Here is an 18019-nt window from a genome sequence, read left to right on the forward strand (position 1 = left end):
GTAGAGCGTGATGACTGAAAGTCATCACGCTCTACTTGATTTGCCGCTCCGCGGCGGGGCATCAACCCGCCGCGCCCGCCTTGCGGCGCAGGCGCGGCTTCGGCGGCGGCTCGGTCGCATCCAGCAGGGCATGGATCGCGGCCACCGCCTCGGGCGGCAGATGGCGCAATTGCCGTGCGAAACGATTGGCCAAGGCGGTCTGCTCCGGGGTCAGGCCCGCCGCGTTCAGGCCGATGCGCGGCTTTGAAATGCGCGCGAGATCGGCGAGATCGTGCGCTTCGTCCCAGATCAGGCCGAACGTGCCACAGATCTGCTGCACCAGCCCGGCCGAGGGCGCGCCGCGCCGACCATGTTCCAGCGCCGAGAGATAGGCGGGCGACACCTCGATCGCCGCCGCCATCGCCCGCAGCGTGATTCCGCGTTCCGCGCGCAGCGCCCGCAGCCGCGCCCCGAACGGCGTCATGGCCGCTGCCGCCGCAGTAGCACCAGCAGCGCGCCTTCGTTGGCGACGTGCGGGTGGCAGATCGCGAGGATCATCGCCCGCAGTCCCGGCGCATTCAGCCAAAGCGGCACCTCGCGCCGCAGTACGCCGCCTTCGCCGCCGCTCCGGCGGCCATGGCCGGTGACGATCTCGACACAGCGCAGTCCTTGCCCCGCAGCCCCAGCGATCAGCGCGGTGACCGCCAGATGGGCGTTCGCCGCCGTCATGCCGTGCAGGTCGAGCGTGCGGTCCGGCGCGATCCTGCCGGTGCGGAACCGCGTCCAGGTCGCGCGGTCGAGCCCGGACGGTGCCGTACCGATGGCGATCGGCGCCGCACGCGGCGTCTTGGGAATGGGGCGCGCGGTGCGCTGCGAAGGCGCGGCCGGTTTCGGTTCGGATGGCGCCGCCGCCTCGATCTCCGGCGGAACGGGCATTCCCTGCAATGGCTGCACGCCGCGCAGATAGCGCGCCCAAAGCTCCTGCTCGGCTTCCGGGATCGGTTTACGCGATCGCGCCATCCAAGCCGCTCCCGTGGGGCCCGACCAGCACGATGTGCAGCCGGCGCGGGCCATGGGCGCCCAGTTCCAGCGTGCGCTCGATATCCGCCGAACGCGACGGGCCGGTGACCAACATCACGTTGCGCGGCATGTCCCCAGCCACGCGTAGCCGGTCGAACGCGTCCTCGTAGGGGCCGACGATTTGCGCCGCATCGAGCACGACGATCTCGGTGTCCGGCAGCAAGTTGAGCGTGGTCGGCGTCCGCGCGCCAGACGGCAGCATCAGCGTGCCGGTTTCGGCGATGCCGGCGAAACCCTCCTGCACCGACACCATGTCGGCGGGCGCGGCACGGCCGAACCTTGCGGTCAGCAGTGCGGTTCCGGCCCAATCGACCGCTTGCAATGCCGGATCGGGCGCGATGATCAGCTCCATCGGCAGGTTCTGGGTCCGCAGATAGGAAGCGATCGCTTCGGGCAATTCGCTCCGGTCCGCGATCCGGTCGATCGTCGCGTATTCCCGCGTCGCATTGGCGACGAACAGCTCGATCAGGCCGTCATGATCCAGATCGACCCGCGCGGGGATGGCCTGGCGCGGATGGGCGGCGAGCCGCGCCCTGAGCATCATCGCCTGATCCTCGGGCAGGGCGCCGCGCTTAAGGCCGCACCGGATCGTGGCGAGGATCGCGTCCCGCCTTTCCCTGTTGCTGGCACTCATCGTCCGCGCTGCTCCCGCCCGTAGCGGGCGAAGAAGGTTTCGCCCTCCGGCGCCGGCATGTCCCGCTCGCGGGTCCAGGCGCCGGCGAGCGGAAGTCTGGCGAAATGCCCGCGCCGCCGGCGCCCGGCGAGGCCGAGACCCCAGGCGGCGGCGCGCGTCGCCGCGCGATACAGGGCCGGCCGGCGGACGAAAAATCCCCAGACCCCGAGCCCGGTGCGCGCGGTCGCCGGGGCGAGATGCCGCTCGAACTCGCGTTCCCGCCAGTGGCGCATCATGCCGGTAAGCGGGATTTTCATCGGGCAGACGCTCTCGCATTTGCCGCAGAAGGTCGAGGCGTTGGGCAGCAGATGAGCCTGCTCGGCGCCGAACAGCGCCGGGGTGAGCACACTGCCCATCGGCCCGGAATACATCGAGCCATAGGCATGGCCGCCGACCGTGAGATAGACTGGGCAATGATTCATGCAGGCCGAGCAGCGAATGCAGCGCAGCATGTCCTGGAATTCGGTGCCCACCATGTTCGCGCGGCCGTTGTCGAGCAGGATGACGTGATATTCGCCCGGTCCGTCCAGGTCATCGGCCCGCTTCGGCCCGGTCGAAAACGTGGTGTAGACCGAAAATTCCTGGCCGGTGGCCGAGCGCGCGAGCACCCGCAGCAAGGACAGCGTATCCTCGACGGTGGGGACCAGTTTTTCCAGGCTCGCTAGCACGATATGCACGCGCGGCAGGGTTTGCGTGAGGTCGCCATTGCCCTCGTTGGTCACGATCACCGAGGTTCCGGTTTCGGCGATCAGGAAATTCGCCCCGGTGATGCCGACATCGGCGGCGGTGAATTTTTCCCGCAGCACGGCGCGCGCCTCGGCCTGAATGTCGCGCTTCTCGTGGAACACCCGGTCGGCGGGCAGATGGGTATGGGCGACGCGGAAGCTTTCCTCCCAATCCTCGCGGTTGAGGTGAAACGCCGGCCCGATGATATGGCTCGGAGCCTCGTGGCGAAGCTGCAGGATATATTCGCCGAGATCGGTCTCGACCGGCTCGATTCCCTGTTTCTCCAGGAATTCGTTCAGGCCGATCTCCTCGGAGATCATCGACTTGCCCTTGGTGACGGTTTTCGCCCCCGCCTTGCGGCAGATATCGAGCACTGCCGTGCGCGCGTCCTCCGGGGTGCGGCACCAATGTACCGCGCCGCCCTGCGCCTCGACCCGTGCGGCATAATGTTCGAGATAGAAATCGAGATGGGCGAGAGTGTGGTTCTTGATGCCCTTCGCGGTCTCGCGCAGCGCCTCGAACTCGGGCAGGCGCGCGACGGCGGCGGCGCGCACGGCGGCAAAGGGTTTCTTTGCCCGGTCGAGCGCCTTTTGCAGCCCCGCATCGTCCATCGCGCGCCGGGCGTTTTCCTTGAATGCGGGACTGGTGTTGAGCATTGGCGCCTCCGGATGATATCTCCCGACTGTAATGCGGGCCGGTGGCGAAGGGAATGCGCGGCGGCCGGATCGGCCGATGAGCTGGCGGATTATTTCCGCCATCAAAAAAAATGGCGACGCTCGCGCGCCGCCAAGTTTAGGGAGGAAACGTCCAAGAAAGCAAACAAGCGAACAAGTCGCTGTTGCCTGACCTATATAGCTGCGCGCCCTGCCCGGCGCAAGAACTTTTTTGCAGTGCAGCATCGCGTTCCATGCGCGCATATCTCCCTGCAATTTCCGTATTTTGCCGCTCATCGGCAGGATTTTCGGCGAAAAATTACCCAGTATTAACCTGTCGAGCGGATAATTCGGCGCATGTCACGGAAGGGCTTTCGCGGCCTCGCGCTGCTCACGGTGCTCTGGCTGATGTCCGGGGGCGCCGCCATGGCCCTGCCGTCCGGGATCGTGCCGGCTCTCGCGCCGGTGACCGATCCGTCCGCGCTCTGCGCCGCCGCGATCGGCATGGCCCAGCGGATCGCGAATACCCCGGCCGGATTGCTCAATGCCATCGCGACGGTCGAAAGCGGGCGGCGCGACCCGGAAACCGACCGGCTGGAACCCTGGCCCTGGACCATCGACGCCGACGGTAACGGGCATTTCTACCCGACCGAGGCGGCGGCGATCGCGGCGGCCTCGGCATTCCAGCGCCAGGGCGTTGCGTCGATCGATCTCGGCTGCATGCAGATCAATCTGCAGCATCATCCCGGCGCCTTCGCGACACTGGCGCAAGCGCTCGACCCGGCGGCGAACGCCCTTTACGGCGCGCAATTCCTGCGACGGCTGAAATCCCGTCTCGGCGGCTGGCCTCCGGCTATCGCCGCCTATCACTCCGAAACTCCCGCGCTCGGCCAGCCCTACGAGCAGAAGGTGCTCGCCGCGTGGCAGGGTAGCGCGTCCGCGCCCTCGCTCATCCCCGCCGTATCGGCCATTCCGAAGCCTGTGGTCGTGCCCGATACCGTCGGGAAATCGCCACCGCCCGGTGCGATCGCGTTGCGCCATTATGGCGCCGGCGGGTTCCAGTTTTCCGCATTGCACGGTCACGGCCAGATCATCCCGATCGCGATGCCAAGCTCACGCGCCGCCCCGATCGGCGGAATCGGGGCGCGCGGTCTCGCCGCCTATCGCGCCGCGCCGATCCCGATCACGGGTGCCAAATGAAGCACCCTCAAGACAGCAGCGGTCCCCAGGACGGATCGGTGGCGTTGGTCGGTGTGGGGGTGATGCGCTCGTTGAACCCGTCGGTGCCGATCGTCACCAGATGGGACACGTTGCCTACCCGCAGCGGCGTCTGGCGATAGAACATGATCACCCGTCCGTTCGGACAGAAGCTCGCACCTTCTTCGAGATAGCCTTGCGACAGGATGCGTTCGCCCGACCCGTCCGGCTTCATCACGCCGATGCCGAATCCGCCCGAACCAAGCTTTGTGAAAGCGATCATATCGCCGGTCGGCGACCAGTCCGGTTCCGCGTAGCGGCCGCTGCCGTAGGAAATCCGCTGCACGTTCGAGCCATCCGCGCCCATGACGAACAATTGCTGATCGCCCGATCCGTCGCGGTCCGAATTGAACACGATTTTCGAACCGTCCGGGCTGTAGGACGGGGTCACGTTGATCGAATTCGCGTCGGTCAACTGGGTTATCCGCCGGCTGCCCAGATCGTAGCGCACGATCATCGCCCCTCCGCCGCGTGTGACCGACAGTAGCAGGGATGCTCCGTCCGGGCTGAAGCGCGGGCCGATGCTCATTTCGCCGAAATCACCGACCATGCTGCGCGCGCCGCTTTGCAGGTCGAACAGGAAGACGCGCGGCCGGTTGCTCTCGAAGCTGACGAAGGCGAGCTGCTGGCGCGTCGGGTTGAACTGCGGCGACAAGGCCATCCAGCGCCCGGAGGTCAGGAACCTTGTGTTCGCGCCGTCGTAATCCATGATCGCCATGCGCCGCGTCGGGCTGGTCGGCGGGCCGGATACCGAAATATAGGCGACACGGGTGTCGAAATAGCCTTTTTCGCCGATCAGTTGCTGATAGATGTCGTCGGCGATGATATGGGCGATGCGCCGCCAGTTATTTGCCGTCGTGGTATAGGCGGTGCCCTGCAACTGCTTCTGCTGGGCGATGCCCCAGAGCCGATATTCGACGCGCACTTGCCCGCCGCCCTGGTCGGTCACATTGCCGGTCACCAGCGCCTGCGCGCCGAGAATGCTCCAGTTGTTCCAGACCGGCACGCCGTTCGCGAGCGAATTCGGCACGAAGCTGGTCTGGTCGATCGAGCGGAACAGCCCGCAATGATCGAGATCCGACGTAATGACCTGGGCGATCTGGTCGCCGACCACGGACGTGCCGGCACTCGCATTGGTGAAAGCCGGCAGAGCGATCGGGATCGGCGCATTATGCGCGCCCGAGACATTGATCGCGTTGCTCGGACCGTTGCCGGAAGGCGCGGTTTGCGCACGCGCGAATCGCGGCAGGATCAGCCCGGCCGCACCGGCGCCGATCATGAATCGGCGCGAGATGGCGGGCAGCCGCTCGACCAGCGTGTCCGGCAGGCGCGGGTGTGGGAAAGGCGTTGGGCGATTTGTCGTCATCGAGCACCTCTGTTCAAGGATATCGGCAATTTCATGGCGTGAATCGGAAAATGAAGGTGTGAACCGAGCCCAGCATATAGGGCGGCAGCGGCAGCTTGGCACATTGATAGTTCTTCACCGCATCGACCGCGCGCTGCGCGTAGGCGGCGAAAATCGGGTCGCCCAGCTTGCCCTGATCCTGCGAGGCCACGCGCGCTTCGCGTACCACGCCGGAAGCGTCAGTCACCACCTGCAGCAGCACGCTGAAATGCGAAACGCCGGGCGCGCCCGCGTCGATCCCCCAGCATGGCTGCACCTCGCTGCCGATCGCGTTGCGGTCCGCCGCCGACAGGCCGGAATTCGCCGTGCTCATCCGCGTGCCGCCGCCTTGCGGCGCGCCGCCCTGTTTCGGGTTGTAGCGCGCGGTCGGCGCCTTTTTCTGCTTTTCCAGCGAACGCAGCTTGGCGATGGTGTTCAGCACCGACTGGCTCATCGGCGCCGGCGTCTTGACCACGTGCTTCTGGCTGGTCGGGCTTTTCTGCGCCGGCGTCGGCGGCTGTTTCTTGGGCGGCAGCGGCAGTTTCTTCGCCGGCTTCACCTCGGTTTTCTTCTGGGGCGGATGCGGCGGTGGCGGCGGCGGCGTGGGCAGCGGCGTCGGCGCATGTGTGGGCGGCGGCGGCGGTGGCGCGGGTGCCGGCGGGCGCGGCAGTTTCGGTTCCTCGTGCGGCGCTGGCGGCGGCGGCGGTGGCGGCGGGGGTGGCGCGATCTTCGGCTGCGGTTTCGGCTTGGTCTTGGCCAGATGCGCCTTATGGACCGTGCGCGTATTGGCCGGCGCCGGCACTTTCCCTTTGTGCAGCGCCTGCTGCGGCACATGGGGCCCGATGATCGTGACATCGACCGCGGCCGATGGCGGCGCGTTCAGCTTTTCCGTCGGCAGGGCGAGGATCGCGAGCAGAATGATCGCGAGATGCACTGCCGCCGAAACGATTGCGCTTCGCCGCAATCGCGGTTCCATGGCCACGGTCTTTCAGCGCTCCGCCGAGATCATGGTCAGCGCCGCGACGGGGTGGGCTGCTGGGCGAGCAGGGCGACCTTGTCGAACCCGCCATCGGTGATGGTCGCCATCACTCTCAGCATGGTGCCGTAGGAGACGCTGGTATCGCCGCGCACGAACACGCGCCGGTCGGTGTTGTTCTTGGCGATCTGCCGCAGGGTCGCCACCAGATTATCCAGGGCCACTTTCGAATTCTGCAGATAGACGTCGCCCGCCGCATTCACCGTGATGGTGATCGGCGTCGCGTCGGTATTGACCGGCTTGGCGTTGGCGTGCGGCAGGTTGACGTTGACGCCGGAGGTGATCAGCGGCGCGGTGATCATGAAAATGATCAGCAGCACCAGCATCACGTCGACCAGCGGGGTCACGTTGATTTCCGCCATCGGACGGTAGCGGCTGCGCCGGTTGCCGCGCTTGTTGTCGAGCAGACCGCCGGCCATGTCAGGCGCGCTCTTCGGACTGGCGCGACAGGATCGCGCTGAACTCCGCGCCGAAGGCTTCGAGCCGGGCGGCGACGCGCGAAAGGTCGGTCGAAAGCTTGTTGTAGGCGAGCACGGCGGGAATCGCGGCGACCAGGCCGATCGCGGTGGCGAACAGAGCCTCGGCGATGCCGGGAGCCACCACGGCGAGATTGGTGTTGTGCATCGCCGCGATCGCCGAGAACGAGTGCATGATGCCCCAGACCGTGCCGAACAGGCCGATGAACGGGGCGACCGCGCCGATCGAGGCGAGGAACACCATGTAGCGTTCGAGCCGTTCCATCTCGCGCATGGTGGTCACGCCCATGGCGCGATCGACCCGCTCGTTCACGCTGCTCCGGCTGACATCGGCGCCCGCGATCCGCGCGGATCGCCGCCATTCGCCCATCGCGGCGCCGAATACGGCGGCCATCGGGTGGCCGGGCTCGGAGCCTTCCTGCTCGTAGAGCTCGTCGAGGCTGCGGCCGGACCAGAATTTGTCCTCGAAGGCATCGGCGTCGCGATTGACCCGGCGGATGGTGATGGATTTCTCGATGATGATCGCCCAGACCCACACGCTGGCGGCGATCAGCAGCACCATGACCAGTTGCACGACGAAACTCGCCTGCAGAAACAGGCCCAGCAGTGACAGATTGGCTCCGGGCGCTGCGAGCCCCGCGGCGTTGACAGCCTGATCCACGTTCAAACCCCTTCCACGGCGATAGCGCCGCCTGCGATTTCATCCGCCCGCATCCGCACGAGCGCGTCGCGCACCGGCCCCGGCAGGCGCGCGGGCCGTCCCGTCGCGGCGTCGATGCAGGCCAGCACGAGATGGACCCGCGCCAGCGCCGCCGCCTCGCGCCAGATCACCTGCTCCAGCGTCACCCGCGCCGCAGCGATCCCCTTGACGTGAGTCGCCACGATCAGCCGATCGTCGAGTCGCGCGGGCCGCTCATAGTCGATTTCGGCGCGGCGCACCACGAACATCCTGCCATGCGTGCGGATCATTTCCGCGTGTGGCACGCCTAGCGCGCGCAGCGCCTCGGACCGGCCGCGCTCGGCATAGCGCAGATAATTGGCGTGATAGACGATGCCGCCCGCGTCGGTATCCTCGAAATAGATGCGCAGCCCAAAGCGATGAACCCCGCCCGCGACGATGCCAGTGTCCATGCCGGTCACTCGAACGCCAGATCCTGCTGGCCGCCCGGCGCGGGCGGCGGTGCGAGACCGAGATGTGCCCAGACCTCGCGCCCGAGCATCCGCCCGCGCGAGGTGCGGGTGAGAAATCCTTCCTGGATCAGATAGGGTTCGACCACATCCTCCAGCGTGTCGCGCGGCTCCGACAGGGCCGCGGCCAGGGTTTCCACTCCGACCGGCCCGCCATTGTGATGCTCGGCGATGCGGCGCAGATAGCGCCGGTCCATCGCATCGAGCCCGCGCTGATCGACATCGAGCCGGTTCAGCGCCGCATCCGCCGCCTTGCGATCCACCGTCACCGTGCCGGCGACGGCGGCGAAGTCTCGCACCCGGCGGGTCAGCCGGCCGGCGATGCGCGGCGTGCCGCGTGAGCGCCGGGCGATTTCGGCGGCCCCATCGGACGTGAGATCCATATCCAGCAGCGCCGCCGCCCGCGTTACAATTCGAGTCAATTCTTCCGGGGTATAGAAAATCAGCCGCAGCGGAATGCCGAACCGGTCGCGCAGCGGGTTGGCGAGCAGGCCGGACCGGGTCGTCGCCCCGATCAGGGTGAAGCGCGGCAGATCGATCCGCACTGAGCGCGCCCCCGGCCCTTCGCCGATGATCAGGTCGAGCACGAAATCCTCCATCGCGGGATAGAGCACTTCCTCGATGGCGGGTTGCAGGCGGTGAATCTCGTCGATGAACAGAACGTCCCTCGGTTGCAGATTGGTCAGGATCGCCGCGAGGTCGCCGGCGCGCTGGATGATCGGGCCCGAAGTCGCGCGGAACCCGACACCCATTTCGCGCGCGATGATCTGCGCCAGTGTCGTCTTGCCGAGGCCGGGTGGCCCGTGCAGCAGCACGTGGTCGAGCGGATCGCCGCGCCCGCGTGCCGCTTCGATGAATATCGCAAGATTGTCTCGGCTGGCTTGCTGGCCGGTGAATTCTCCGAGAGTTTGCGGCCGGAGCGAGGCTTCCGGGCCGTCCTCCGCGTCGCGGCCGCCGGAGACTAGGCGCTGATCGTCGATTTCGCTCATCGCGCCAGCCTGCGCAGTCCGTCACGGATCAGCGCGTCGAGCGCCGCCTCGGCACCGAGTGCCGCGATGGAGGCGGCGAGCGCCTGCTCGGCCTCGCCGCGCCGGTAGCCGAGATTGATCAGCGCCGATAATGCATCGCCAGTCGCACCGGACGGTGCGGCCGCCACCGGAATCGCGTTGAGGCCGCTCACCGCCCCGACCGGCATCGCCAGCACGCGCTCGCGCAATTCGGCGATCAGCCGTGCCGCGAGTTTCGGTCCCACCCCCGGCGCGCGCGTGACCGAAGCGCGGTCGCCCGAGGCGATGGCCGCGGCGAGCCGGTCCGGCGGCAGCGCCGAGAGCAAAGCGAGCGCCACTTTCGATCCCACGCCCTGGATGGTGGTGAGCAGCCGGAACCAGTCGCGCTCCGCCTGATCGATGAACCCGTAAAGGGTGATCGCATCCTCGCGCACCTGGGTTTCGACCAGAACGCTCGCCCGCGCCGGCGGTGCGGGCAGGGCGGCGAGGCTGCGCGCGGAGAGAAACACCACATAGCCGACGCCGTTCACCTCGATCAAACAGCGGCCATCCTCGATCGAGTCCGCGACGCCGGTGAGCCGGCCGATCATGCGGCGGGAATCCTTGTCGCGGTTGCGAGGTGATGGGCATGACAGATCGCCACCGCCAGCGCATCGGCGGCATCGGCGCGGGTGATCGCCGCCCCCGGCAGCAGCCGCCGCACCATTAGCGCGACCTGGGATTTCTCGGCAGCTCCGGTGCCGACCACCGAACGCTTGACGGTTTTCGCGCCATATTCGGCAACCGGCACGCCCGCCCGCGCCGGCGCCAGCAGCACCACGCCGCGCGCGTAGCCGAGCTTGAGCGTCGCGGTCGCGTTGCGGTTTACATAGGTCTCCTCGACGGCGGCGTGATCGGGCATGAAGTCGGTAAGCAGGCGGTTCAATGCCGCGTCCAGCGCGCGCAGCCGCTCGGGCACCGAGGCATCGCCGTCGGTGCCGATCACTCCGTCGGCGATGTGGCGCAGCCGGTTGCCATCGGCTTCGATGATGCCGAAGCCGGTGAACCGCAGGCCCGGATCGAGCCCCAATATGCGCAGCGGGCGAATCGGCATTTCCGCACTATAGATCAGGCGGAGAGCGCCTGCATCACCGGCTCGGGAATTTCGAAATTCGCGTAGACGTTCTGCACGTCGTCGCTGTCGTCGAGCGCGTCGATCAGCTTGAGCACCGCGCGCGCGGCATCCTCGCCCAGCGCGATGCTGGTCGAAGGCCGCCAATCGAGTTTCGCGGTCTCGGGCTCGCCGAATTTCTGCTCCAGCGCGTCGCGCACCGCGAAAAACGCATCCACCGCGCAGGTGATTTCATGGCCGTCGGCGCCGCTTTCGACATCGTCGGCGCCGGCCTCGATCGCGGCTTCGAGCATATCGTCGGCACTCGCGGCATCGGCGGGATAGCGCACCACGCCGAGGCGACCGAACAGGAAGGCGACCGAATTGCTCTCGCCCAGCGCGCCGCCATGCTTGGAGAACGCGGCGCGGATGTCGGAGGCGGTGCGGTTGCGGTTATCGGTCAGCGCCTCGACGATGATGGCGATCCCCGAAGGCCCGTAGCCCTCGTAGCGCACCTCGGCGAAATCGTCGCCGCTGCCGCCGCCGCTGGCTTTCTTGATCGCCCGTTCGATCGTGTCGCGCGGCATGTTGGCCTGGCGCGCGGCGGCGCAGGCGGCGCGCAGGCGCGGATTGGCGGCGGGGTCGGGCAGTCCCTGCCGTGCCGAAACCGTGATCTCGCGGATCAGCTTGGCGAATTGCCGCGCCCGGCGCGCATCCTGCGCGCCCTTGCGGTGCATGATGTTCTTGAATTGCGAATGTCCGGCCATGTTCAGTCGTCGGTTTTCAGTTGTCGGTCATCAGAAAGACCGGAGCCATAGCAGCGCTCGTGCCCGATGTCAGGAGGTGACGATGGCGCGGATCGCCGCGGCAAGCCGCGGCGCGGTCGCCTGGAGCGCGTAATGTTCGGCGGCGCGCTCGCGCGCGGCGACGCCCATGGCGCGGCGGAGCGGAACATCGTCGCGCAGCCGGCGCAGCCGGTCGCACCACGCGGCTGCATCCCCCGCCAGAAATCCGGTGACGCCGTCCTGCACGATGGCCCGGTTGGCGCCGATCGGGCTGCCGATCGGTGCGCGGCCGGCGGCCATGTATTGCACGAGCTTATAGCCGGATTTGCCGCGCGCCCAGGCATCGTCGGGCAGCGGCATGATGCCGACATGGCACTGGCCGATCAGGTGCGCTTCGGTCGCCTCGCTCCAGGGCATATGCCGGCAGGTCACGCCGTCGATCGCGAAACCGGGTGCCCCGATCACCAGCAGTTCCAGCGGCGCCTCGGCGGCGAGCGTGCGCAGCGGCCCGGCGATGCTGGCGAGATAGGGTGCGGTGACCGGCGTGCCGATCCAGCCGACGGTGAACGGCCCGCCCGGCTCCCCGGCGATCGGATAATGGTCCAGATCGACCACGGTGGGCAGCAGCAATACGTTGCGTGCCCCGGCGCCGATCGCCCAGTCGCGCAGCGTCTCGTTGGCGACGATGGTGAGCGAGGCGCGCCGCAGCAAAGCGGGGAATTTGCCGCCGAGCAAAGTGCGCACCAGCCGGTTGCCCCCGCCGCCGTAGCGCAGGAACCAGGCATCGTCGAAATCGAGAATGAAATTTTTCTCGCCGAGCAAGGCGCGTTCCAGCACTGCCGGCAGGAACGGCAGCAATTCCTTCTCGATCCAGACGAGATCATGGTTTCGGATCGCGGCACGCAGCCCCGCCGCCCGGCCATAGGCGGCGAGAACCGGCTTCACGCGCGACCCGCCTTCATACAGCGCGCGGATATAGCCATCCGACAGGAACGGTCGCGCGGTGCAGGCGATGCCGAATTCCGCCAGCCTCGGCGCATATTGCAGAAGCCGCAGACGGCTGCTCGCCCCCAGCCGCCCGTAGCGCGTGGCCATCAGCACGCGCAACGGTGCGGACGGAGCACGCTCCACCTGTGACCGTCCCGTTTCGGTCACTTGGGTCGGGCCGGCTCGGTCAGCCCGGTCGAGATGAACGCTTATCGACATGATCCATCATGTGGGTAATGGCGCGAAAATTTCCGCCCCGGCGGCCGATCAAAAGCCGAATATCGAATGATTTCAAGAGGCGCTCGAAAATATTTCGAGTATGTGTCAAATATATTGATTTCGCCTCGTTTTGAGACGTTTTGAGCGTTCCTATGTCGCCTTGGCCGGTTGCGATGTTGCGACCAGCCATGCGGCGGCGACCAGCATCGCCGCGACCATCACGAACGGCGCGCCGGGCAGCCGCCAGGGAACATCGCGGCTGAACGCGTCGAACACTGCCGCACCGGCCAGCGGCGCCACGATCGCGGTCAGTCCCTCGATCGAGGACAGCGCGCCATTCATCCGCCCCTGCTGATCCGCCGGAATCGCACGCGACAGCATGCTGCGAATCGCCGGATTCGCGATCGAGCCGAGCGCGATGAAGATCACTCCGGCGAACATCCAGGCTGGGGCAGCGGCCAGGCCGAAGATCAGATAGCCGGCCGCGTTGCAGCAAAAGCCGATCAGCGCGGTACCGCGTTCGCCGAACCATCCCACGGCGTGCTTGACCAGGCCGAATTGCACGATCGAGGAGGCAATTCCCACGGCGGTGAAAAATACGCCGTTCTGGCGCGGTCCCCAGCCGAACCGGAGTTCGGCGTACAGCACGAAAACCGCCTGCAGCGCGCCAAGTCCGAACCAGCGCACGCTCCATGCGGCGGCGAGGCGCCAGAGCCGCGGTGCCGCCGCCAGAACGCGCATCGCGCCCAGCGGGGTCGCATCGCGCAGCCGCAATTCCCGTCGCCGCTCGGGCGGCAATGATTCCGGCAAGACGAATACGCCATACAATACGTTCAGCGCGACGAGACAAGCCGCGATCACAAACGGCAGGCGCAGATCGATCGCGCCCAGAAATCCGCCCAGCATCGGGCCCGCCATGAAACCGAGGCCGAAGGCCGCACCGATCATGCCGAACCGCTGCGCCCGCTGCTCCGGCGGGGTGATGTCGGCGATATAGGCGCTCGCCGCCGAGACATTCCCGGCGGTGGCGCCCGCGATCATCCTGCCGATGAACAGCCAGCCGATGGTGGGTGCCGCGGCAAGAAGCAGGTAATTCGCCGCGCTGCCGGATAAGGAAATCAGGATCAGCTTGCGCCGGCCGAATCGGTCGCTCAACTGGCCGAGCACCGGGGCCGCGAAAAACTGGGCCGCCGCGAAGGTCATGCTGAGCACGCCCACCCACAAGGCCGCGTGCGAGGGCGGCACATCGGCGAGTTTCTGGACCAGGGCAGGCAGGATCGGCGCGATCAGACCGAAGCCGAGCGAGTCGATCACCAGGACCGCGAAAATGAAGCCCATGATTTCAGGGGGACACTAGCAAACGTATGATTCTAGTGTGGTGGTTCCGAAGTTCCTAAAATCACCACCGCGAATACGTAGGAACTTCAGAACCAAAAACCACACTAAATTGTTTATTTGAAGCGGATGGCGGCCTGAAGCGATAGGCGCGGGCGGAAAACTGGCTCCCGGAGTAGGACTCGAACCTACGACCCAGCGGTTAACAGCCGCTTGCTCTACCAGCTGAGCTATCCGGGAACCGTGAACCGCGTCTTAGCCAAGCGGACCGGCGATGGCAACAGGCGGGAAACCGATATCGGCCATCCGCGACCCATGCGCTCTTGGGGCGGCGCGCGGCCTATGCTAAGGCGCGATCGGAAGCGAGAGTGGCGGAATGGTAGACGCACGCGACTCAAAATCGCGCGTCGCAAGACATGGGGGTTCGAGTCCCCCCTCTCGCACCATGTCCTAATCTTGTATCGTCATCCGGCGCGGGCGCGCCTTCTCGCGCATCGGCGGCAGCTTGGACGCGGCGATCTTCTTGCTCATGCCCACGGGCTTCTTGCCGTTCGCCTTCCGCGCAGCCCGGTCCTTCGGTGAAGGTTTCGCCGCCGCTCCCGGCCGGACCGGCGCGATCGGATAGGGGGTCGGCGTCGGGCGCGCGAGCCGCATTTCGTCCTGCGGATCGAGCCGGCGCAGATCGCGATACAGCCCGCCCTCGCGCGCGAAATGCCGGTTGTAGAACGGGTCGTGCGGCAGAACATGGTCCCAGCGGTCGCGCATCGCCTCGTTCTCGCGCATGAAACGCGACAATTTGTCCTCGTCGAGATCGTCGCCCCGGCTCATGCTCTCGCGATGTTCGCAGACCACGTCAGGCGTGAAGACGATCCGGTATCCCGCCTCCCTGATCTTGACGCAAAGATCGACATCGTTGAACGCGATACCGAGTTCCGCCGCGTCGAACCCGCCCGCCGCGTCGAACGCCGCGCGCCGCACCAGCATGCAGGCAGCGGTGACGGCGGCGACCTCGCGCGCCGCGATCGCATGGGCGATATAGCCGGGCGCCGTGCCGGGCAGGCCGCGGAACGCATGGTCGGCAACCCCGCCGACACCCAGCACCACGCCCGCGTGCTGCACTGTGCCGTTGGGGTAGAGCAGCTTCGCGCCGACCGCGCCGATCCGCGGATCGGCCAGCGCCTCGTTCAGCATGGTGCGCAGCCAGTTCGGATCACTCACGATCACGTCGTTGTTCATGAACAGGAGGAACGGATGCTTCACCGCCGCCACGCCGCGATTGTTGATCATCGAGTAGTTGAACGGCTCGGCGATCCGAATGACCTTGGTGCCCGGCAGATTGCCCTGTTCGGCGCAGAATGCCTCCGCATCCGCGCCCTGCGACCAGTTGTCGAGCAGAATGATCTCTATTTTCATCCCCCCGCTATGCTTACGGATCGCCTCGACGCATTGGCGCGTCAGGTCGATGTGGTTTCGGAACGGAATCAGGATCGACACGCCCGGATCGTCGTTCAGCCGGAAACTGGTCCGATAGCAGGTCAGCGCGCCGCGCCGCTCCACCTTCGCGGGCAGGTTGCGGCGCCTGAGGTGCTCGGCCACCGCGACCTCGCCGGCCAGCGCCGCGCGCGGCTTGGCGCTCGCGCCGGAGCCCGCCGTCGATTTCGGCGTGATCCGCCAGTGATACAGGATTTCCGGCACGTGGTGGATTTCGTGTGGCAATAGCCGCTCGGAAAGGCGGAGCAGAAGGTCGTGATCCTGGGCGCCGTCGAAGCGCGGGTCGAGCCCGCCCGCCGCGCGCACCAGCGCGGTCTCGGCCAGCACAAGATGGCAGATGTAATTGAGATCGAGCAGGAAGCGGTAGTTGAAATCCGGCTTGAAATTCGGCTCGGAAACATGCCCGTTGCGGTCGATCTTGTCCTCGTCGGAATAGAGCAATCTCGTGCCGGTCGCCGACTGGGCGCGCAGCATCACCTCCAGCGCGAACGGCTCCAGCATATCGTCATGATCGAAGAAGACGACGAACCCGCCGCAGGCTTCGGCCAGCGCGCGGTTGGTCGCCTCGGCGATGCCGCCGTTCTTCGCCTGGGCGAAGACGCGGATGCGCGGGTCGAGGGCGGCGAGCTTTTCCAGCGTCTCGGTCAGCGCGTCGTCGCGGCTCGCATCGTCGACCAGAATGAGTTCCCAGTTCTGCCAGGTCTGCGCCCGCACCGAATCGATTGCGGCGAGAAATTCGCCGTGATCGGGCCGATAGACCGGGCACAGCACCGAAACCAGGGGCTCGCCCTCGATCGCGCCGTAGCGCGCCTCGGCGCGGGGCAGCACCAGTGGCGCATTCTGCCGCGCCCAGGCCGGATAATCGCCGAGCGACAGGCGTTCGGCCGGCAGCGCCGCCTTCAGCTCGCGGCGCAGATGATAGGCGTAGCGGAACAATTCGTCGGCGCGGTCGATCAGATTGGCGATGCGGGTCCGCTCCGCATCGGTCGGGATCGCGATTTCCAGCGGGCTGCCGCGCAGCTTCTGGCGCTCCGGCATAGCGTGGAAATCGAGCACCACGCTCTTGCCGTGGCGCAGCTCCGGCGGCACCGCATAGGAAAATCCGCAGGCCGGATCGGCGCCGAGCGCTTCGGCCACGTCGGCGCGGAATTCGTCGGCGGTCAGCTCTGCGATCGGCTGGCCTTTGGTCGAGATCAGCACCCGCACGCCGCCGGTCTTGGTTCTGCTGCGCTCGTCGATCCGCAGCACCCAGCCCTGGATCATGCCGTCGACCAGACCGTCGAGCACGCCGTCGATGTGCATGCGGCTGGTCAGGCAGAAATGCAGCTCCGGCAGCACGATGCCGCCGCGTCCCGGCAGATGGATCGGATCGCCGTCCAGCGTCGCGAACGAGAGCACGTGGCGCAGCCCGTCCTGGAACCGGAGCGGGATCATGTATTCGAAGCCGACTCGGGTGGAGGGCAGGTTGAGGGTCGCGACATCCGGCCGGTTGACGTCGCAGGTCAGCACCTCGACGATCTGTCCGTCGATGATCACCCGCATCGCGAGCGGCCGGTCCGGCCGGGTCGGGTCGAGGGCCCAGCCGGCCAGCGTTGCATCCTCGATCCGGTCCAGGAAGCCGAGAATCATCCGGCCGGGCCGGACCGGGCCGGAAGGCGCTTTGGCAACGCGGTCGGATTGCTGCGAAAAAGCGCGTTTCGCCATAGAGTTGCCCTGCCATCTGTGATTGTCCCATCCGCGCAACGGCATTACGCGGGCGTGTCGCGATGCAATAAATTGAAATTTCCGAGGGTTCAATTAATTTCATCGTAATTCAATGCGTTTATTTTTGGGATTTTTTCTCTGAATTTTTTTTGAAATTTGTTTTTGTTTGCGATTCTCTCGATGCGAGTACCGGGCTCGGCCGATCGGCGTGCCGGAACCCCCCTGTTGCCTTTCCCCGCGGTTCTGCGTATAGGCCGCGACTTCCAGCGCGATCGCGTCGCGAGACCGGGCCCATTGGCATGCCCGGCCGCACAACGCGCACCTTGGGCGCACCCGCGCTTCGGGCACGGACATCGAGGAGTATGAAATGCCGAAAATGAAGACGAAATCGTCAGTAAAAAAGCGGTTCAAGATCACCGCCACCGGCAAGGTCATGGCCGGTCACGGCAACAAGCGCCACGGGCTGATCAATCGCTCGCAGAAAATGAAGCGCACCAATCGGGGCATGATGGCCCTGCCCGAGCAGGACGGCAAAACCGTCAAGCAATGGGCCCCCTACGGTCTGGATTGAGGAGAGCGCAGCATGGCACGCGTCAAACGGGGTGTGACCACCCACGCTCGGCACAAAAAAGTTCTGAAACAATCCAAAGGCTTCGTCGGCCGCTCCTCTTCCAGCTACCGCATCGCGCTGGAGCGCCTGGAAAAGTCGCTGCAATACGCCTATCGTGACCGCAGGGTGAAGAAGCGCGAATTCCGCGCACTCTGGATTCAGCGGATCAACGCGGCGGTGCGCGAGCACGGCATGACCTACAGCCAGTTCATCGCTGCGCTGAAACAGGCGAATATCGAGCTTGACCGCAAGGTTCTCGCCGCGATGGCGTTCGACGACGCTGCGGGCTTCGCCGCCATCGTCGAGGCCGCGAAAGCCGCGCGCGGGTGAAAGTGTGAC

Annotated in this window: 19 protein-coding genes and 2 tRNA genes; 4 read left to right on the forward strand and 17 right to left on the reverse strand. The window is 66.5% G+C overall.

Features of this window, described 5'->3' with window-relative positions:
- Positions 1-61: 61 nt before the first annotated feature.
- Genes L2A60_RS05465 through L2A60_RS05480 form a run of 4 tightly spaced genes read right to left on the reverse strand, consistent with a single transcriptional unit; the run spans position 62 to position 3114 of the window.
- Complete coding sequence (locus L2A60_RS05465; protein ID WP_235703361.1) at positions 62-463, reverse strand: helix-turn-helix domain-containing protein; 402 nt, start codon at positions 461-463, stop codon at positions 62-64.
- Positions 460-999 (reverse strand): Smr/MutS family protein, encoded by a 540-nt coding sequence (locus L2A60_RS05470; RefSeq protein WP_235703362.1) that lies wholly within the window; start codon positions 997-999, stop codon positions 460-462. The genes L2A60_RS05465 and L2A60_RS05470 overlap by 4 nt, the downstream gene beginning before the upstream one ends.
- On the reverse strand, positions 983-1693 hold the full coding sequence (locus tag L2A60_RS05475; RefSeq protein WP_235703363.1) for a LutC/YkgG family protein: 711 nt from the start codon (positions 1691-1693) through the stop codon (positions 983-985). The genes L2A60_RS05470 and L2A60_RS05475 overlap by 17 nt, the downstream gene beginning before the upstream one ends.
- Entirely contained in the window at positions 1690-3114 is a 1425-nt protein-coding gene (locus L2A60_RS05480; protein WP_235703364.1) for a lactate utilization protein B, read from the reverse strand. The genes L2A60_RS05475 and L2A60_RS05480 overlap by 4 nt, the downstream gene beginning before the upstream one ends.
- A gap of 354 nt (positions 3115-3468) precedes the next feature.
- Between L2A60_RS05480 and L2A60_RS05485 the strand changes: the two genes are divergently transcribed.
- Positions 3469-4311, forward strand: a complete 843-nt coding sequence (locus tag L2A60_RS05485) for a lytic transglycosylase domain-containing protein (RefSeq protein WP_235703365.1) — start codon at positions 3469-3471, stop codon at positions 4309-4311.
- Positions 4312-4318: 7 nt separating this feature from the next.
- Here the strand turns inward: L2A60_RS05485 and tolB are convergent, their stop codons facing one another.
- From tolB to L2A60_RS05545, 12 genes are all read right to left on the reverse strand, one after another.
- Positions 4319-5734 carry a Tol-Pal system beta propeller repeat protein TolB gene (gene tolB, locus L2A60_RS05490; RefSeq protein ID WP_235703366.1) on the reverse strand — a complete coding sequence of 472 codons (1416 nt, stop codon included), beginning with the start codon at positions 5732-5734 and terminating at the stop codon, positions 4319-4321.
- Between the two features lie 31 nt (positions 5735-5765).
- Entirely contained in the window at positions 5766-6728 is a 963-nt protein-coding gene (locus L2A60_RS05495) for a cell envelope integrity protein TolA (protein ID WP_235703418.1), read from the reverse strand.
- Positions 6729-6763: 35 nt separating this feature from the next.
- A complete protein-coding gene (gene tolR / locus L2A60_RS05500) occupies positions 6764-7207 on the reverse strand; it encodes a protein TolR (protein ID WP_235703367.1) in 444 nt (147 codons plus the stop codon).
- A gap of 1 nt (position 7208) precedes the next feature.
- A complete protein-coding gene (gene tolQ / locus L2A60_RS05505; RefSeq protein WP_235703368.1) occupies positions 7209-7925 on the reverse strand; it encodes a protein TolQ in 717 nt (238 codons plus the stop codon).
- A gap of 2 nt (positions 7926-7927) precedes the next feature.
- On the reverse strand, positions 7928-8395 hold the full coding sequence (ybgC, locus tag L2A60_RS05510) for a tol-pal system-associated acyl-CoA thioesterase (protein ID WP_235703369.1): 468 nt from the start codon (positions 8393-8395) through the stop codon (positions 7928-7930).
- 5 nt (positions 8396-8400) lie between these two features.
- Positions 8401-9441, reverse strand: coding sequence for a Holliday junction branch migration DNA helicase RuvB (ruvB, locus tag L2A60_RS05515; RefSeq protein WP_235703370.1), 1041 nt, complete (start codon positions 9439-9441; stop codon positions 8401-8403).
- Positions 9438-10049, reverse strand: a complete 612-nt coding sequence (gene ruvA, locus L2A60_RS05520) for a Holliday junction branch migration protein RuvA (protein ID WP_235703371.1) — start codon at positions 10047-10049, stop codon at positions 9438-9440. The genes ruvB and ruvA overlap by 4 nt, the downstream gene beginning before the upstream one ends.
- Positions 10046-10552: a crossover junction endodeoxyribonuclease RuvC gene (gene ruvC / locus L2A60_RS05525; RefSeq protein ID WP_235703372.1), complete on the reverse strand. Its 507-nt coding sequence runs from the start codon at positions 10550-10552 to the stop codon at positions 10046-10048. Before ruvC ends, ruvA begins: the two co-directional genes overlap by 4 nt.
- Before the next feature lie 14 nt (positions 10553-10566).
- Positions 10567-11316 (reverse strand): YebC/PmpR family DNA-binding transcriptional regulator, encoded by a 750-nt coding sequence (locus L2A60_RS05530; RefSeq protein WP_235703373.1) that lies wholly within the window; start codon positions 11314-11316, stop codon positions 10567-10569.
- A 69-nt stretch (positions 11317-11385) separates the two neighbouring features.
- A complete protein-coding gene (locus L2A60_RS05535) occupies positions 11386-12540 on the reverse strand; it encodes a glycosyltransferase (protein ID WP_235703374.1) in 1155 nt (384 codons plus the stop codon).
- Between the two features lie 150 nt (positions 12541-12690).
- Positions 12691-13878: an MFS transporter gene (locus L2A60_RS05540; RefSeq protein WP_235703375.1), complete on the reverse strand. Its 1188-nt coding sequence runs from the start codon at positions 13876-13878 to the stop codon at positions 12691-12693.
- Between the two features lie 161 nt (positions 13879-14039).
- Positions 14040-14115: transfer RNA gene (locus L2A60_RS05545), tRNA-Asn, on the reverse strand.
- Positions 14116-14237: 122 nt separating this feature from the next.
- On the opposite strand from L2A60_RS05545, the gene L2A60_RS05550 reads away from it, so the two are divergent.
- Positions 14238-14321: transfer RNA gene (locus tag L2A60_RS05550), tRNA-Leu, on the forward strand.
- 4 nt (positions 14322-14325) lie between these two features.
- Here L2A60_RS05550 and L2A60_RS05555 read toward each other — a convergent pair.
- On the reverse strand, positions 14326-17070 hold the full coding sequence (locus tag L2A60_RS05555) for a glycosyltransferase family 2 protein (protein WP_235703376.1): 2745 nt from the start codon (positions 17068-17070) through the stop codon (positions 14326-14328).
- A gap of 367 nt (positions 17071-17437) precedes the next feature.
- On the opposite strand from L2A60_RS05555, the gene rpmI reads away from it, so the two are divergent.
- Complete coding sequence (gene rpmI / locus L2A60_RS05560) at positions 17438-17641, forward strand: 50S ribosomal protein L35 (protein ID WP_235703377.1); 204 nt, start codon at positions 17438-17440, stop codon at positions 17639-17641.
- 12 nt (positions 17642-17653) lie between these two features.
- Positions 17654-18010 carry a 50S ribosomal protein L20 gene (gene rplT, locus L2A60_RS05565; protein ID WP_235703378.1) on the forward strand — a complete coding sequence of 119 codons (357 nt, stop codon included), beginning with the start codon at positions 17654-17656 and terminating at the stop codon, positions 18008-18010.
- The last annotated feature ends 9 nt before the right edge of the window (positions 18011-18019 follow it).

It is taken from the genome of Acidiphilium iwatense (assembly GCF_021556475.1).
GTDB classification, from domain to species: Bacteria; Pseudomonadota; Alphaproteobacteria; order Acetobacterales; family Acetobacteraceae; genus Acidiphilium; species Acidiphilium iwatense.

Coding starts and splice junctions, on each gene's coding strand:
- L2A60_RS05465 (WP_235703361.1), bottom strand. CDS start 463: ATGACGCCGTTCGGGGCGCGGCTGCGGGCGCTGCGCGCGGAACGCGGA.
- L2A60_RS05470 (WP_235703362.1), bottom strand. CDS start 999: ATGGCGCGATCGCGTAAACCGATCCCGGAAGCCGAGCAGGAGCTTTGG.
- L2A60_RS05475 (WP_235703363.1), bottom strand. CDS start 1,693: ATGAGTGCCAGCAACAGGGAAAGGCGGGACGCGATCCTCGCCACGATC.
- L2A60_RS05480 (WP_235703364.1), bottom strand. CDS start 3,114: ATGCTCAACACCAGTCCCGCATTCAAGGAAAACGCCCGGCGCGCGATG.
- L2A60_RS05485 (WP_235703365.1), top strand. CDS start 3,469: ATGTCACGGAAGGGCTTTCGCGGCCTCGCGCTGCTCACGGTGCTCTGG.
- tolB (WP_235703366.1), bottom strand. CDS start 5,734: ATGACGACAAATCGCCCAACGCCTTTCCCACACCCGCGCCTGCCGGAC.
- L2A60_RS05495 (WP_235703418.1), bottom strand. CDS start 6,728: ATGGAACCGCGATTGCGGCGAAGCGCAATCGTTTCGGCGGCAGTGCAT.
- tolR (WP_235703367.1), bottom strand. CDS start 7,207: ATGGCCGGCGGTCTGCTCGACAACAAGCGCGGCAACCGGCGCAGCCGC.
- ybgC (WP_235703369.1), bottom strand. CDS start 8,395: ATGGACACTGGCATCGTCGCGGGCGGGGTTCATCGCTTTGGGCTGCGC.
- ruvB (WP_235703370.1), bottom strand. CDS start 9,441: ATGAGCGAAATCGACGATCAGCGCCTAGTCTCCGGCGGCCGCGACGCG.
- ruvA (WP_235703371.1), bottom strand. CDS start 10,049: ATGATCGGCCGGCTCACCGGCGTCGCGGACTCGATCGAGGATGGCCGC.
- ruvC (WP_235703372.1), bottom strand. CDS start 10,552: ATGCCGATTCGCCCGCTGCGCATATTGGGGCTCGATCCGGGCCTGCGG.
- L2A60_RS05530 (WP_235703373.1), bottom strand. CDS start 11,316: ATGGCCGGACATTCGCAATTCAAGAACATCATGCACCGCAAGGGCGCG.
- L2A60_RS05535 (WP_235703374.1), bottom strand. CDS start 12,540: ATGTCGATAAGCGTTCATCTCGACCGGGCTGACCGAGCCGGCCCGACC.
- L2A60_RS05540 (WP_235703375.1), bottom strand. CDS start 13,878: ATGGGCTTCATTTTCGCGGTCCTGGTGATCGACTCGCTCGGCTTCGGT.
- L2A60_RS05555 (WP_235703376.1), bottom strand. CDS start 17,070: ATGGCGAAACGCGCTTTTTCGCAGCAATCCGACCGCGTTGCCAAAGCG.
- rpmI (WP_235703377.1), top strand. CDS start 17,438: ATGCCGAAAATGAAGACGAAATCGTCAGTAAAAAAGCGGTTCAAGATC.
- rplT (WP_235703378.1), top strand. CDS start 17,654: ATGGCACGCGTCAAACGGGGTGTGACCACCCACGCTCGGCACAAAAAA.